11 protein-coding genes, 2 tRNA genes and 1 pseudogene are annotated in these 14,136 nt (G+C 68.1%); 8 read left to right on the top strand and 6 right to left on the bottom strand.

Annotated elements, in window-relative coordinates:
• Positions 1–44: 44 nt before the first annotated feature.
• The gene (locus KI385_RS16410; RefSeq protein WP_238572945.1) at positions 45–1,190 is read left to right on the top strand and encodes a PP2C family protein-serine/threonine phosphatase; all 1,146 of its coding nucleotides are present in this window, start codon (positions 45–47) and stop codon (positions 1,188–1,190) included.
• 1 nt (position 1,191) lies between these two features.
• On the opposite strand, the pseudogene KI385_RS16405 reads toward KI385_RS16410, so the two are convergent.
• Together KI385_RS16405 and KI385_RS16400 are read right to left on the bottom strand one after the other, a co-directional pair.
• Positions 1,192–1,358 (bottom strand): annotated as a pseudogene (locus KI385_RS16405) (VOC family protein); the annotation flags it as partial.
• Between the two features lie 52 nt (positions 1,359–1,410).
• A complete protein-coding gene (locus KI385_RS16400) occupies positions 1,411–2,574 on the bottom strand; it encodes an acyltransferase family protein (protein WP_238572944.1) in 1,164 nt (387 codons plus the stop codon).
• A gap of 639 nt (positions 2,575–3,213) precedes the next feature.
• Between KI385_RS16400 and KI385_RS16395 the strand changes: the two genes are divergently transcribed.
• Positions 3,214–3,408 carry a hypothetical protein gene (locus tag KI385_RS16395; RefSeq protein ID WP_128509213.1) on the top strand — a complete coding sequence of 65 codons (195 nt, stop codon included), beginning with the start codon at positions 3,214–3,216 and terminating at the stop codon, positions 3,406–3,408.
• Between the two features lie 46 nt (positions 3,409–3,454).
• Here the strand turns inward: KI385_RS16395 and KI385_RS16390 are convergent, their stop codons facing one another.
• Positions 3,455–3,835: an arsenate reductase family protein gene (locus KI385_RS16390; RefSeq protein WP_238572943.1), complete on the bottom strand. Its 381-nt coding sequence runs from the start codon at positions 3,833–3,835 to the stop codon at positions 3,455–3,457.
• A gap of 111 nt (positions 3,836–3,946) precedes the next feature.
• Positions 3,947–4,017, bottom strand: a tRNA-Gly gene (locus KI385_RS16385).
• Positions 4,018–4,210: 193 nt separating this feature from the next.
• Between KI385_RS16385 and KI385_RS16380 the strand changes: the two genes are divergently transcribed.
• The 5 genes from KI385_RS16380 to clpX all read left to right on the top strand — a co-directional run bounded on the left by KI385_RS16380 (position 4,211) and on the right by clpX (position 8,995).
• Positions 4,211–4,287, top strand: a tRNA-Pro gene (locus tag KI385_RS16380).
• Between the two features lie 227 nt (positions 4,288–4,514).
• A complete protein-coding gene (gene tig / locus KI385_RS16375; protein WP_238572942.1) occupies positions 4,515–5,903 on the top strand; it encodes a trigger factor in 1,389 nt (462 codons plus the stop codon).
• Positions 5,904–6,196: 293 nt separating this feature from the next.
• Positions 6,197–6,799 (top strand): ATP-dependent Clp protease proteolytic subunit, encoded by a 603-nt coding sequence (locus KI385_RS16370; protein ID WP_238577715.1) that lies wholly within the window; start codon positions 6,197–6,199, stop codon positions 6,797–6,799.
• Positions 6,800–6,864: 65 nt separating this feature from the next.
• Positions 6,865–7,542: an ATP-dependent Clp protease proteolytic subunit gene (locus KI385_RS16365; RefSeq protein ID WP_238577714.1), complete on the top strand. Its 678-nt coding sequence runs from the start codon at positions 6,865–6,867 to the stop codon at positions 7,540–7,542.
• Positions 7,543–7,711: 169 nt separating this feature from the next.
• Positions 7,712–8,995 (top strand): ATP-dependent Clp protease ATP-binding subunit ClpX, encoded by a 1,284-nt coding sequence (gene clpX / locus KI385_RS16360; protein ID WP_238572941.1) that lies wholly within the window; start codon positions 7,712–7,714, stop codon positions 8,993–8,995.
• Between the two features lie 81 nt (positions 8,996–9,076).
• Here the strand turns inward: clpX and KI385_RS16355 are convergent, their stop codons facing one another.
• Positions 9,077–10,039: a hypothetical protein gene (locus tag KI385_RS16355; protein WP_238572940.1), complete on the bottom strand. Its 963-nt coding sequence runs from the start codon at positions 10,037–10,039 to the stop codon at positions 9,077–9,079.
• A 163-nt stretch (positions 10,040–10,202) separates the two neighbouring features.
• Here KI385_RS16355 and KI385_RS16350 point away from each other — a divergent pair, with 163 nt between their 5' ends.
• Entirely contained in the window at positions 10,203–12,851 is a 2,649-nt protein-coding gene (locus KI385_RS16350; protein WP_238572939.1) for a valine--tRNA ligase, read from the top strand.
• 35 nt (positions 12,852–12,886) lie between these two features.
• On the opposite strand, the gene KI385_RS16345 is transcribed toward KI385_RS16350, so the two are convergent.
• The gene (locus KI385_RS16345; protein ID WP_281066867.1) at positions 12,887–14,023 is read right to left on the bottom strand and encodes a hypothetical protein; all 1,137 of its coding nucleotides are present in this window, start codon (positions 14,021–14,023) and stop codon (positions 12,887–12,889) included.
• Positions 14,024–14,136 lie beyond the last annotated feature (113 nt).

Below are 14,136 nucleotides of genomic sequence, written 5' to 3'. Positions count from 1 at the left end.
GCGAATCGACGCGCCGCCGAACGGGTGGATAAGGTCCCAGAGCAATGACAAGCGGCCCGGGAACGGAAACCCTGACGGCCCGGGTGCACAAAGGCCTGCACCGGGCCCGGATCGGCATGCGCAAGGCCGGGGTCGACTACTTCCGCGGCGAGGGCTCCGACCGGTTCGCGCTGGCCGCCCTGTTCCTCGCCATCCCCGCCATCGCCGCGGGCACCCTCTGGCGCCCCGAATGGATCGCCCCGACCGCCCTGGTCCTCCCGGTCATCGCCGGCGGACTGCTGTTGCGCCCGGCCAACCTCCTCATCCTGTACAGCGCGTCCGCGGCCGCTCTGGTCGTCGAGTCCGCGCTGTTCGGCCGGTACGACGACGGACCGGACCGGATCACCCCGGGCACGGTCCTGGTCGTCGCCGCCGTCGGGTTCTTCGGGCTGCTGATCGCGCAGTTCCGCAGCCGGGTCGGGGTGCCCTGGCGACGCGGCGGCACCATGCTCTTCGACCTGCGCGAGCGGATCCGCGTACAGAGCAAACTCCCCAGACTGCCCAAGGGCTGGCACCACGAGATGGCGCTGCGCCCGGCCGGCGGACAGTCCTTCTCCGGAGACTTCGTCGTCGCCTCCCGCACCCACGGCGGCAACATCCTCGAAGTCGTGCTGACGGACGTCTCCGGCAAGGGCATGGACGCCGCCTCCCGCGCCCTGCTCCTCTCCGGCGCCTTCGGCGGCCTGCTCGGCTCCCTCCCGCCGCACGGCTTCCTCCCCGCGGCCAACGGCTACCTCCTGCGCCAGGACTGGGACGAGGGCTTCGCCACCTCCATCCATCTCGTCCTCGACCTGGATTCCGGCGACTACGAACTCCTCTCCGCCGGCCATCTGCCGGCCCTCCAGCTCAGCGCCGGCACCGGCCGCTGGGAGGAGAAGCCGGGGGAGGGGCCGCTGCTCGGCGTCTACGACGGTGCCCAGTTCGACCCGGTCAAGGGGACGCTGCGGCCCGGCGACGTCCTGATGCTGTTCACCGACGGCCTGGTCGAGGCCGCCGACCGCGATATCGCCGAGGGCATCGACCGGCTGACCGGCGAGGCCGACCGCTATGTCACCTCCGGCTTCGCCGGCGCCGCCTGGCATCTGATCGAGGCCGTCGCCAAGGACGTCAACGACGACCGGGCGCTGCTGCTGATCTGCCGGGACGCCTGAGCGACTCGGCCGGCTCGTACCGCTTCAGCCCGAAGAACTGCGGCTCGATGCCATCGCGCTCCACGACCGCGTAGGGATTGGGCTCTTCTGCCGGAAGGTCACCTCGAACCCGAGGGCGGTGCAGAAGTCCAGAACGGGCCGGACGGTCCGGCACGCCAGGATCGGAATGGTCTTCTCCCGTACCGCACCCTGGTCAAACTTGAATAGGGCGCGGCTGCGCTCAGGCGCTGACGCGCTCCCGCGCCTTTTCGGCCGGATCCTTTCGGAACGCCCATGCCATCGTCGGCTCCATCGCGAAGCGGAACACCCTGCGGACCGGCGGGGTGCACAGCGCCGTCACGATCACCGCCGCGAGCAGCGTGACCGCGACCTCGCCGACCGGCGTATGCGGCCATGCGTAGTCGTCGAACCAGCCCCAGAACCGCGAACCCTTGGCCAGGAAGCCGTGCAGCAGATAGCCGTACAGCGTTCCCGCACCCAGCACCGTGAACCACGTCCGCCGGGTCGGCACCCAGGAGAAGAAGCAGGCCACGAGCACGATCGAACAGCCGAAGAGGGCCGGCGTCATCACCGCGCCGATCCACCAGGTGGTGCCCAGCTCCTGGGCGCTGTCCCGGTGGTAGAACCACGCCGAGCTCATCCGGGGCGCCGCCCAGTAGGCCATCAGCAGCGCACACGCGAAGATCGGCAGCGACGCGATCCGCACCGCCCGCCGCTGCACCAGTTTGAAGTGCTCCGGCCGCAGCGACAGACCCAGGACGAAGAAGGGAAGGAACTGCAGCACCCGCTGGAGGTCCAGATCGTCCCCGATGTCCGGTGACACGGATGCGAGTACGGCGATGGCCACCGCGAGCGGAATCGGCCAGCGCACGATCTTCCACAGCGGGGTGGTCAGCCGCCAGATGAACAGGGCCACCAGGAACCACGTCAGGAACCACGGGTCGAGCAGGCTGATGGGATGGCCGGGATCGTCGTCCGCCCAGCGCTTGAAGAAGGCGTATGCCGTCTCGAAGAGGATGTAGGGGACGGCGACCCCGGTGACCAGCCGCTGCAGCCGGTCCTTGCGCATGTCGAAGCTGCGCGAGAAGTAGCCGGAGATGATGATGAACGCCGGCATGTGGAAGGTGTAGACGGTCATGTAGAGCGCCTCGGCGGCCCGGCTGCCGTCGGTCAGCGGCTCCCAGGAGTGCCCCATCGCCACCAGCACAATGGCCAGATACTTCGCGTTGTCGAAGAACGCGTTGCGGCTACCGGCCTTCGGCGACTGCTCCGAGGCGCCCTCGGGCGCGCCCGGTGGCTGTGCCGCAGGCTTCGTCCGGACCGTTCCCGCCGCCTCCCGGGCAGGGGGAAGTTCGTGTCGAGGTGTGGGGGCAGCGGGAAACATCCCAGGCACGATAGCGGCGGCCGGCGAATGCGTAAAACCGCATCCGGGCCATTCCCCATTTCCCAGGGCGCCGAGTGTGGATTGGTCACAGATAAAACACGAAATCACCGCGGAGTGGTCGCATCCAGCTCGCCCGGTTTGCCCCTTGTCATCCCCACAAATCGGGTGGTATCCCCCGCGAACGACCCTGGGGGAATGTCCCATTCCTTGATCTTATGTCCGAATGTTAATCCGCCCCCGCGACGCCCCGTAAAACCGTGACGGACGCCACGGATAAATAATTGTCCGGGTCGGAGAATGATCAGAATGATGCGGCCGAATGGTCAGGGTGAATTGCCGACGCGGCGTCAGGCGGAGGAAATTCCTCCCGCCTCGTCCGCCCCCCCGGGACCACCCGGTCGCCGCCCCGGCATCACCCGGCCGCCACGCCGTGGGCACCTGGTCATCACCCTGCCGCCACCCGTGGGCCGCTCCGCCGTCGCCCCACGGCCACCGACGGCCGGAATCGGGCAAACCGTTGGCCGATGATTCGTCACCGGCCTGCAATGGGCATGGAGTTGGTGGCACGATGGGTGCCGGGGGGTGTGCGCGGCATGCTCCCGGGCCGGTGAGGCGTTCCGACCAAGGGTGTGATCAGTTGTGGCTCTGTCGCTGTCAGTTGTGCTGCTGTTGGGGATCATCCTGATCGTGCTGATCAGAGGGAAGTCGCTCAAGGCGGGTCCGGCGTTCGTCGCCATACTGTTCGGCTTCTTCCTTGCCTCCACGGGCATGGCGCCGTCCATCAACCGTTTCCTCAACTCCCTGGCGGACACCATCAACCACATCACCTTCTAGGTGCCCCACACCTTTCAGGTGGTCCGCCGGCCCTCCATGAGGCGCCCTACGAGGTCTGCTCGCCCCCGGTCCGCGCCATCGCGTCGCGTACGGCTTCCTCGCTGCGCCCCACCAACGCCGACCCGTCATCCGCGGTGATGATCGGCCGTTGGATCAGTCGGGGGTGCGCCGCCAGCGCCGCGATCCACCGCTCGCGCGCGGCGTCGGTGCGCTCCCACTCCCCGAGCCCCAGCCCCTTGGTGTCGGGCTCCTGCGTCCGGGTGATGTCCCAGGGCTCCAGGCCCAGCCGCGTCAGCACCCCGCGCAGCTCGTCGGCGTTCGGCGGGTCCTCGAGATATTTGCGCACGGTGTACCGAGCGCCCTCCTCGTCGAGGATTTCCACAGCGGAACGGCACTTGGAACACGCGGGATTGAGCCAGATCTCCATGCCGCCACCTTATTGACCCGCGCGCGTGGGGCGAAGAGGCGTGCAGGCAAACAAACAACGTTCCGGAAAGCGGAAAACCCCAGGCCATCAGGGCTGGGGTTTCCTCGTACGAGCGGGCGACGGGAATCGAACCCGCGTAGCTAGTTTGGAAGACTAGGGCTCTACCATTGAGCTACGCCCGCGAGCGCCACAGGTCACGGACCTCGGCACGCAGTGCATCCTAGCGGGTCGCGGCGGTGCGCCGCACATCCCTTCACGTGGAAGGCGCACGGCGCGCCGTGGTCCGCCGTGTAAGTCCACCCACCGCTTCCGCCGGGCATCCCGATAACTGGCAGCCGTACTGCCTGCGGCCATGTACCCTACGTGTCGCACCGACGGGGTGTGGCGCAGCTTGGTAGCGCGTCCGCTTTGGGAGCGGAAGGTCGTCGGTTCGAATCCGGCCACCCCGACCAGCAGGTCAGCCCGACAGTGCAGTCAGGCAGAAACCCGCCCACTGTTTTGCCCGCGAGATCGCCGGCTGTTCAAGATCACGTTGTGGGCGTCATCCTCCTTGCGGTTACTATGCAAGCTGCGTGCCCGTGTGTCTTTGTACCGGGCGCGATCGGCCGGGCCCGGATCAGCCGGGTACTGGCGGATCTTCAAGCAGAACCCCAGAAGTCAGCCCCAAGGAGACCGAACCGTGAAGAGCGCCGTGGAGACCCTGAACCCGACTCGGGTTCGGCTCACTGTCGAGGTGCCCTTCGAGGAGCTCAAGCCCAGCCTCGACGCGGCGTACAAGAAGATCAACCAGCAGGTCACGGTGAAGGGCTTCCGCCAGGGCAAGATCCCGGCCCGCGTCATCGACCAGCGGTTCGGCCGCGGTGCCGTGCTGGAAGAGGCCGTCAACGACGCGCTCCCGAAGTTCTACACCGAAGCGGTCAACGAGGGTGAGCTCAACGTCCTCGGCCAGCCCGAGGTCGACATCACCGAGCTGAAGGACGGCGAGCTGCTGGCCTTCACCGCCGAGGTCGACATCCGCCCCGCCATCGAGATCCCGGACTACTCCGGCATCGAGGTCGAGGTCGACGCCGTGGAGGTGTCGGAAGAGGACATCGACAAGTCCGTCGAGCAGCTGCGTGAGCGCTTCGCCTCGACCTCCCCGGTCGAGCGCGCCGCCCAGGACGGCGACGTGCTGACCGTGGACCTCGAGGCCAAGGTGGACGGCGAGGTCCTCGAGGACGGCGTCGCCCAGGGCGTCACCTACACCGTCGGCTCCGGCGAGCTGCTGGACGGCATCGACGAGGCCGTCACCGGCCTGGAGGCCGGCGGCACCGCCACCTTCACCTCCGAGCTCAAGGGCGGCTCCGCCGAGGGCAAGGAGGCCGAGGTCAAGGTCGTCGTCACCGAGGTCAAGTCCCGCGAACTTCCCGAGCTGGACGACGACTTCGCGCAGCTGGCCAGCGAGTTCGACACCTTTGAGGAGCTGCGCGCGGACAGCCGCAAGCGCCTCGAGCAGATGAAGAAGTACGACCAGGCCACCCAGGCTCAGGAGAAGGTCCTGGACGAGCTGCTCAAGCTCGTCGAGGTGCCGATGCCGGAGAAGCTGCTCGCGGACGAGATCCAGACCCGCAAGCACAACCTGGAGCACCACCAGCTCGGCCAGATGGGCCTCGACCTCGCGAAGTACCTGGAGATCCAGGGCAAGACCGAGGAAGAGTTCGACGCCGAGACCAAGGAGCAGGCCGAGAAGGGCATCAAGACCCAGTTCATCCTGGACGAGCTGGTCAACAAGGAGAAGCTGAACGTCAGCCAGGAGGAGCTCACCGAGCACCTCATGCGCCGCGCGCAGTCCTCCGGCATGTCCCCCGACCAGTTCGCCCAGGCCGTCGTCGAGGGCGGCCAGGTGCCGATGCTCGTCGGTGAGGTCGCCCGCGGCAAGGCCCTCGCGGTCGTCGTCGAGGCCGCGACGGTCAAGGACTCCAACGGCGAGGTCATCGACCTCGACGACGAGGACGAGACCGCCGAGACCGTCGTCGCCGAGGTCGAGGGCACCGAGGTCGAGGGCGCCGACGAGAAGCCCGAGGCCTGAGCCCCGGTCGCCTCGCGCCTTCACGCAGTCTGAAGTACGGGCCCGAACACGCACGTCCGCGTGTTCGGGCCCGTACGTCATACCGGACCGGTGAGCCTGCGCTCACAGCGAACAGTTATCGATGCGGGATGGCGTTGTCCTACCTGCGCGTTAGGGTCCGTAGATACGAGGGCAGGGGAGTCCCTGAAACCGCGCCGGGGCAGGATACGGCGCCGATCCCCGCGCCCCAGAAGACGACGCTGAGACGGCCTGGAGCCGTCCGACAACGAGCAGGTGGACACGTGACGATCCCGATGCCTTCCGCCGCCGCTGAGCCGACCTTCGGTGGCCTCGGCGACCAGGTCTACAACCGGCTGCTCGGCGAGCGGATCATCTTCCTCGGCCAGCCGGTCGACGACGACATCGCCAACAAGATCACCGCGCAGCTGCTTCTCCTCGCCGCGGACCCGGACAAGGACATCTTCCTCTACATCAACTCCCCGGGCGGTTCGATCTCGGCCGGCTTGGCGATCTACGACACCATGCAGTACATCAAGAACGACGTGGTGACGATCGCGATGGGCCTGGCCGCCTCCATGGGGCAGTTCCTGCTGAGCGCCGGCACCCCGGGCAAGCGCTTCGCGCTGCCGAATGCCGAGATCCTCATCCACCAGCCCTCCGCGGGTCTGGCCGGCTCCGCGTCGGACATCAAGATCCACGCCGAGCGGCTGCTGCACACCAAGAAGCGGATGGCGGAGCTCACGGCCTTCCACACCGGCCAGACCGTCGAGCGGATCACCCAGGACTCGGACCGCGACCGCTGGTTCTCCGCCGATGAGGCCAAGGCGTACGGCCTGATCGACGATGTGATGACCTCCGCCGCAGGCGTTCCGGGCGGGGGCGGCACCGGGGCCTGAGCCCCGCACCACTCGCCCCAGCCACCCCAGCCCACTTGATCGCCATCAGGATGGTGAACACCACGATGAACAACTTCCCCGGCAGCGACTTCTACCCGCGCCCGGAGTCGGAGTTTTCCGGCCCGCGCGCCGAGTCCCGCTACATCGTCCCGCGCTTCGTCGAGCGCACGTCGCAGGGCGTGCGCGAGTACGACCCGTACGCGAAGCTGTTCGAGGAGCGCGTGATCTTCCTCGGCGTGCAGATCGACGACGCCTCGGCCAACGACGTCATGGCGCAGCTGCTGTGCCTGGAGTCGATGGACCCGGACCGCGACATCTCGATCTACATCAACAGCCCCGGCGGCTCCTTCACCGCGCTCACGGCCATCTACGACACGATGCAGTTCGTGAAGCCGGACATCCAGACGGTCTGCATGGGCCAGGCCGCCTCGGCCGCCGCGGTCCTGCTGGCCGCCGGTACGCCCGGTAAGCGCATGGCGCTGCCGAACGCCCGCGTCCTGATCCACCAGCCGTACAGCGAGACCGGCCGCGGTCAGGTCTCCGACCTGGAGATCGCCGCCAACGAGATCCTCCGGATGCGTACGCAGCTGGAGGACCTGCTGGCCAAGCACTCGTCCACGCCGATCGAGAAGATCCGTGACGACATCGAACGTGACAAGATCCTGACCGCCGAGGAGTCCCTGGCGTACGGTCTGGTCGACCAGATCGTCTCGACGCGGAAGTCTTCCGTCTCGATCGGCTAGCGATCCTCGCAAAATGAGCCGGAGCGTTGCCCCCTTGGATCTGACCGGGATCGAGTGAACCGAGTCGGTCCAAGGGGGGCCCGCGCAGGGGGGCCGGCAAGGTACCGTCGATAGGCAAGCACCCGGGTCCGCGGAGCAATGCGGATCCCAGGCGAAGGGGAAGCACCTCGTGGCACGCATCGGTGACGGCGGCGACCTGCTCAAGTGCTCATTCTGCGGAAAGAGCCAGAAGCAGGTGAAGAAGCTCATCGCGGGACCTGGTGTGTACATCTGCGACGAGTGCATCGACCTCTGCAACGAAATCATCGAGGAGGAGCTCGCCGAGACCTCCGAGGTGCGGTGGGAAGAGCTCCCCAAACCGCGGGAGATCTACGAGTTCCTGAACGGCTATGTCGTCGGCCAGGACCCCGCCAAGAAGGCGCTCTCGGTCGCCGTCTACAACCACTACAAGCGGGTGCAGGCGGGCGAGAACGCCCCCGGCCGCGGTGACGACGGCATCGAGCTCGCCAAGTCCAACATCCTGCTGCTCGGCCCCACCGGCTCCGGCAAGACCCTGCTGGCGCAGACGCTCGCCCGGATGCTCAACGTCCCCTTCGCCTTCGCCGATGCCACGGCGCTGACGGAGGCCGGCTATGTCGGCGAGGACGTCGAGAACATCCTCCTCAAGCTGATCCAGGCCGCGGACTTCGACATCAAGAAGGCCGAGACCGGCATCATCTACATCGACGAGATCGACAAGGTCGCCCGGAAGAGCGAAAACCCGTCGATCACCCGTGATGTCTCCGGCGAGGGCGTCCAGCAGGCCCTGCTGAAGATCCTGGAGGGCACCACCGCTTCCGTCCCGCCCCAGGGCGGCCGCAAGCACCCCCACCAGGAATTCATCCAGATCGACACCACGAACGTCCTCTTCATCGTCGGCGGCGCGTTCGCCGGCCTGGAGAAGATCATCGAGTCCCGGTCCGGTGCCAAGGGCATCGGCTTCGGCGCCACGATCCGCTCCAAGCGCGAGATCGAGTCCAAGGACCAGCTCCAGGACGTCATGCCGGAGGACCTGGTGAAGTTCGGGATGATCCCCGAGTTCATCGGCCGCCTCCCCGTCCTCACCTCCGTCCACAACCTCGACCGCGAAGCCCTGCTGCAGATCCTGGTCGAGCCGCGCAATGCGCTCGTCAAGCAGTACAAGCGCCTCTTCGAACTCGACGGCGTCGAGCTGGACTTCGACCGCCCGGCCCTGGAGGCCATCGCCGACCAGGCCATCCTGCGCGGCACCGGCGCCCGCGGTCTGCGCGCCATCATGGAGGAAGTCCTCCAGGCGGTGATGTACGAGATCCCGTCCCGCAAGGACGTCGCCCGCGTCGTCATCACCGAGGACGTCGTTCACTCGAACGTGAACCCGACCCTGGTACCGCGCACTCGCAGCGACTCGGGAGAGCCGCAGGAGAAGAGCGCGTAACGCGCCCAGTAGTCGTACGAGAGCCGCCCGGCAGCGAAATCGCTGCCGGGCGGCTCACGTCGTTGGACGGCAGGGCAGCCGCTACTTCTCCTTGCGGACCGCGTTGCGGATCTTGGCGGTCTTGTCGGAGAGCTCCTCGGCACCGGGCGTCGTCGCGGTGGCGGGACCGCTGGGGGAGGGGATGACCACCGCTTGGATGATGCCGACGGCGCTGTTGTCGGCCCAGACGCAGGTGGAGGCGGTGATGGGTGCGGTCACACCGCCCTGCGTCACCGTGATCTTCTGCGTCCTGCACTTCATCACCGAGCCGTCGAAGTCGCTGGGTGAGTACTCGGTCGTCGGCGTGACGTCCTCGACCTTGGCGTTCTTGCTCGCCAGGGTCTTCTTCTGACCCTCGTCGATCTTGGCGAACACCTGGCCCACTGTGCCGTCCGGATCGGCGACGGTGCCGTACACACCGCTGACCGTCATCTGCAGGCCACCGTCGGCCTTGTAGCCGGCGCTGACACCCTTGGCGTTGGTGATGCCCATCGCCTTGGCTTCCTTGTCATTGGTGAAGTCCTCGGCACCGGACCCGCCGGAGCCACTCAGCTTCGAGAACTGCCCGCTCAGCAGCTTCTCCGGCAGCGAGATCGTGTACGGCTTCACATCCCCGCCCGACCCGAACACGAAGTACGCACCCACGCCGATCGCGGCGACGACCGCGACCGCGCCGATGATCAGGCCGATCTTCTTGCCGCTGCCGCCGGACTCCGGGGGGCCCTGGGGGATCACGCCGTAGGGGGTCTGCTGGCCGCCGTACGGGGGCTGCTGGCCGTAGGCGGGCTGAGCGGGCTGGGCGGGCTGCTGGGGGTAGCCGTAGCCCTGCTGGGGGGCCGGCTGGCCCTGGGGGTAGCCGTAGGCCTGCTGCGGAGGCACCTGGCCGCCTTGCTGCGGGTAGCCGTAACCGGGCTGGGGGGCCGGCGGCTGCTGCGGCTGGCCGTACGGGCCGGGCTGCTGGGGCTGCTGTCCGTACGGGCCGGGAGGCGGCTGGTTGTAGCTCATGGAACGGTTCCCCTCGTGACAACTGAAGACAGTTGAAGTTCTGCGTGTGAAGTACGGCGATGTTTATGCGCTGCCGACATCCTGTATGACGCCGCTGACAGCCGGTGCCCCGGGGGCGAAACCGATTCGAAGCTGCTACATCCGCGCCCGTACACTGTCCGTCGTGACCGAGAACACTCAGCAGAGCAACCACAGCGCCCCCGAACTGCCGACTCAGTACACGCCGGCCGATGTAGAGGGGCCGCTGTACGAGCGCTGGGTAGAGCGGGGTTACTTCGAGGCGGACGAGAAGAGCGAGAAGCCGCCGTACACGGTCGTCATCCCGCCGCCGAACGTCACGGGCTCCCTGCACCTGGGACACGCCTTCGAGCACACGCTGATCGACGCGCTCACGCGTCGTAAGCGGATGCAGGGCTACGAGACGCTCTGGCAGCCGGGCATGGACCATGCCGGTATCGCCACCCAGAACGTCGTGGAGCGCGAGCTCGCCAAGGAGGGCGTTTCGCGGCACGACCTGGGCCGTGAGGCGTTCGTCGAGCGGGTCTGGCAGTGGAAGGCCGAGTCCGGTGGGCAGATCAGCGGCCAGATGCGGCGCCTCGGAGACGGCGTCGCCTGGTCTCGTGAGCGCTTCACGATGGACGAGGGTCTGACCAAGGCCGTCCAGACGATCTTCAAGCGGCTCTACGACGACGAGCTGATCTACCGCGCCGAGCGGATCATCAACTGGTGCCCGCGCTGCCTGACCGCCATCTCGGACATCGAGGTGGAGTACCAGGAGGACGACGGCGAGCTCGTCTCGATCCGGTACGGCGAGGGCGAGGCGTCGATCGTCGTGGCGACGACGCGTGCCGAGACGATGCTCGGTGACACCGCCGTCGCGGTGCACCCGGAGGACGAGCGGTACGCCCATCTCGTCGGCACCGAGATCGAGTTGCCGCTGACCGGCCGCCGTATCCCGGTCGTCGCGGACGAGCATGTCGACCCGGAGTTCGGCACCGGCGCCGTCAAGGTCACGCCTGCGCACGACCCCAACGACTTCGAGATCGGGCGCCGGCACGGCCTGCCGAACCTCGCCGTTCTCGACGAGCGCGGTGTGATCACGGCGCACGGCCCGTTCCAGGGCCTGGACCGCTTCGAGGCCCGTTCGGCGATCGTCGGCGCACTGCGCGCCGAGGGCCGGATCGTCGCCGAGAAGCGCCCGTACCCGCACTCCGTCGGGCACTGCTCACGCTGCAAGACCACCATCGAGCCCCGGCTGTCGATGCAGTGGTGGGTCAAGGTCGGTCCGCTGGCGAAGGCGGCGGGGGACGCCGTGCGGGACGGCAAGGTCGCGATTCATCCCAAGGAGATGGAGTCGCGGTACTTCGGCTGGGTGGACAACCTTCACGACTGGTGCATCTCGCGCCAGTTGTGGTGGGGTCACCGGATTCCGGTCTGGTACGGCCCGAATGGCGAGATGGTTGTTGTCGGGCCCGACGACGAGGCGCCGACCGGCGAGGGCTGGACGCAGGACACCGACGTCCTGGACACCTGGTTCTCGTCCGGGCTGTGGCCGTTCTCCACGCTCGGCTGGCCCGAGCAGACCCCGAGCGTCGAGAAGTTCTACCCGAACTCCGTCCTGGTCACCGGCTACGACATCCTCTTCTTCTGGGTCGCCCGGATGATGATGTTCGGCCTGTACGCGATGGACGGCACCCCGCCGTTCCACACCATCGCGCTGCACGGCATGGTCCGTGACCAGTTCGGCAAGAAGATGTCCAAGTCCTTCGGGAACGCGGTCAATCCGCTGGACTGGATGGACGCCTACGGGTCGGACGCCGTTCGGTTCACGCTGGCGCGTGGCGCGAACCCCGGTGTCGACGTCCCGATCGGTGAGGACTGGGTCCAGGGGTCCCGTAACTTCGCCAACAAGATCTGGAACGCCACGCGGTTCGCGCTGATGAACGGTGCGACGGTCGAGGGCGAACTCCCGCCCGCCGAGCAGCTGTCGGCGACCGACCGGTGGATCCTCTCCCGGCTGAACTCGGTCGTCGCCGAGGTCGACGCGTACTACGACGACTACCAGTTCGCGAAGCTGTCGGACACCCTCTTCCACTTCGCCTGGGACGAGGTCTTCGACTGGTACGTCGAGCTGTCCAAGACCACGTTCATGGCGGGCGGACCGGCCGCCGACGCCTCGCGCCGGGTGCTGGGCGAGGTCCTGGACGTCACGCTGCGGCTGCTGCACCCGATCGTCCCGTTCGTCACCGAGACCCTGTGGACGACGCTGACCGGCGGTGAGTCGCTCGTCATCGCCGACTGGCCGGCCGCTGTGGTCGTTCCTGGGGCTGACGCCCAGGGCGGCTTCCGGGACGCGGCCGCGGAGCGGGAGATCGAGACCGTTCAGCAGGTCGTGACCGAGGTCCGCCGCTTCCGCTCCGACCAGGGCCTGCAGCCGGGCCAGAAGGTTCCGGCGCAGCTGGACCTGTCCGGTACGGCGCTGGCCGCGCACGAGGCCGCGATGCGCTCGCTGCTGCGGCTGCAGCCGGCCGGTGAGGGCTTCAGCGCCACCGCCTCGCTGCCGGTCGCGGGCGCGACGGTGGCCCTGGACCTGTCCGGCGCCATCGACGTCGAGGCGGAGCGCAAGCGCCTGACGAAGGATCTGTCCGCGGCGGAGAAGGAGAAGGCGCAGGCCCTCGGCAAGCTCGGCAACGAGGCGTTCCTCGCCAAGGCGCCGGAGAAGGTCGTGGACAAGATCCGCGGCCGGCTGGAGACCGCGGAGGCGGACATCGTCCGGATCACCGCGCAGCTGGCGGCCCTGCCCAAGGCGTAGCACCGGTCCCATGGACCTGCGCAGGCCCCTCGTCCTCACGGGCGGGGGGCCTGCGCCGTCCCCGCCCGTCCCCCGCGCCCCCGTTCGCGTACCGGCCAGAGCAGGACGTACGCCGTCGAGACGGCCACGAACGCCAGGCGGATCAGGCCGCGCGCGGCGTCGTCGGGGACGGCGAAGACGCTGCCGTAGAGGGTGAGCAGCGCCAGCCAGCTCCACCAGGGGACCAGGCGGCGCTGGCCGATGACGTCCCACAGCAGGGTGCCGAGCAGCACCGACGCGGTGTAGTACGTGTAGACGCTGGGGTCGAGGACGATACGGGCGTTGGCGCCCAGCAGGACCACCGCCGCCCAGCGGCCGCGCCAGACGGCTATCGAGCCCAGTGCCAGGCCGAGGGCGGCCTGCGCGGGGCGGTCCCAGCCGGGGGTCTCCGGGTCGCCGACGCCCAGCCAGCGCAGGGCGGACGCCGGATGGTTGGGGATGGCGAACTTCGCCGCGGCGAACGACTGCGAGTCGCCGATGAAGAACGGCAGCCAGGCGAGGGCGACCAGACCCGCGCACCACAGGCCGGCCCGCAGCCACTTCTCCCTGGGGAGGGCGAGCAGCAGGGGGACAAAGGCCAGGGCGGTGGGTTTGGAATCCATCGCGAGAGCCAGGAAGACGCCGGTGAGGGCGGCATTGCCGCGGGTGACGGCGCGTACCGCGAGGGCGGTGAAGAACAGCGCGAGGACGTCGTCGAGGTGCCCGAAGCGGACCGCGACCTCGATCCACATGGGGATGAAGGCCAGTCCGGCTATCAGTACGCGCTGCCGCAGCCGCTGGTGGTTGGTGCCGGTGCCCAGGAAGTGGTGGGCGGCGCTGCGGCCCGCCAGTACCACGATGACCAGGCCGAGCAGCGACATCAGGGCCGCGGCGAGTAACTGGCCGGTGGCCTCGGGGAAGGGGTTGAACAGGCCGGCCGTCAGAAAGCTGAGCGGGCCCATCTGGAGCTCGGGGTGGTGCGCGTAGAGGTTGAGCCCGCCGGTGCCGTCGCCCGAGGTGCCCTGGTAGATCAGTTCGCCGCCGCTGCGCAGATAGTGCCAGGAGAACCCGCCGTGCGGCTCCACGACGGCGAACCACAGCACGGTCCAGGCGGTGAGCAGCACCAAATGCATCCGCTGACTGATTGCCGGCACTCGTCTTCAGCTCCTGCCTTCCCGACCGCTGCCTGCTCAGGACACACACAGCCCGCCGTCGAAGAGGGGGAAAACCGGCAGAAAGTTGTTCCGGTCGGCCGATCGGGCCGCTG

Source organism: Streptomyces inhibens (genome assembly GCF_022221585.1).
Classification (GTDB): domain Bacteria; phylum Actinomycetota; class Actinomycetes; order Streptomycetales; family Streptomycetaceae; genus Streptomyces; species Streptomyces inhibens.
This window is presented reverse-complemented; position numbering and strand designations above follow the sequence as displayed.

Coding starts and splice junctions, on each gene's coding strand:
- KI385_RS16410 (WP_238572945.1), top strand. CDS start 45: ATGACAAGCGGCCCGGGAACGGAAACCCTGACGGCCCGGGTGCACAAA.
- KI385_RS16400 (WP_238572944.1), bottom strand. CDS start 2,574: ATGTTTCCCGCTGCCCCCACACCTCGACACGAACTTCCCCCTGCCCGG.
- KI385_RS16390 (WP_238572943.1), bottom strand. CDS start 3,835: ATGGAGATCTGGCTCAATCCCGCGTGTTCCAAGTGCCGTTCCGCTGTG.
- KI385_RS16370 (WP_238577715.1), top strand. CDS start 6,197: ATGCCTTCCGCCGCCGCTGAGCCGACCTTCGGTGGCCTCGGCGACCAG.
- KI385_RS16365 (WP_238577714.1), top strand. CDS start 6,865: ATGAACAACTTCCCCGGCAGCGACTTCTACCCGCGCCCGGAGTCGGAG.
- KI385_RS16355 (WP_238572940.1), bottom strand. CDS start 10,039: ATGAGCTACAACCAGCCGCCTCCCGGCCCGTACGGACAGCAGCCCCAG.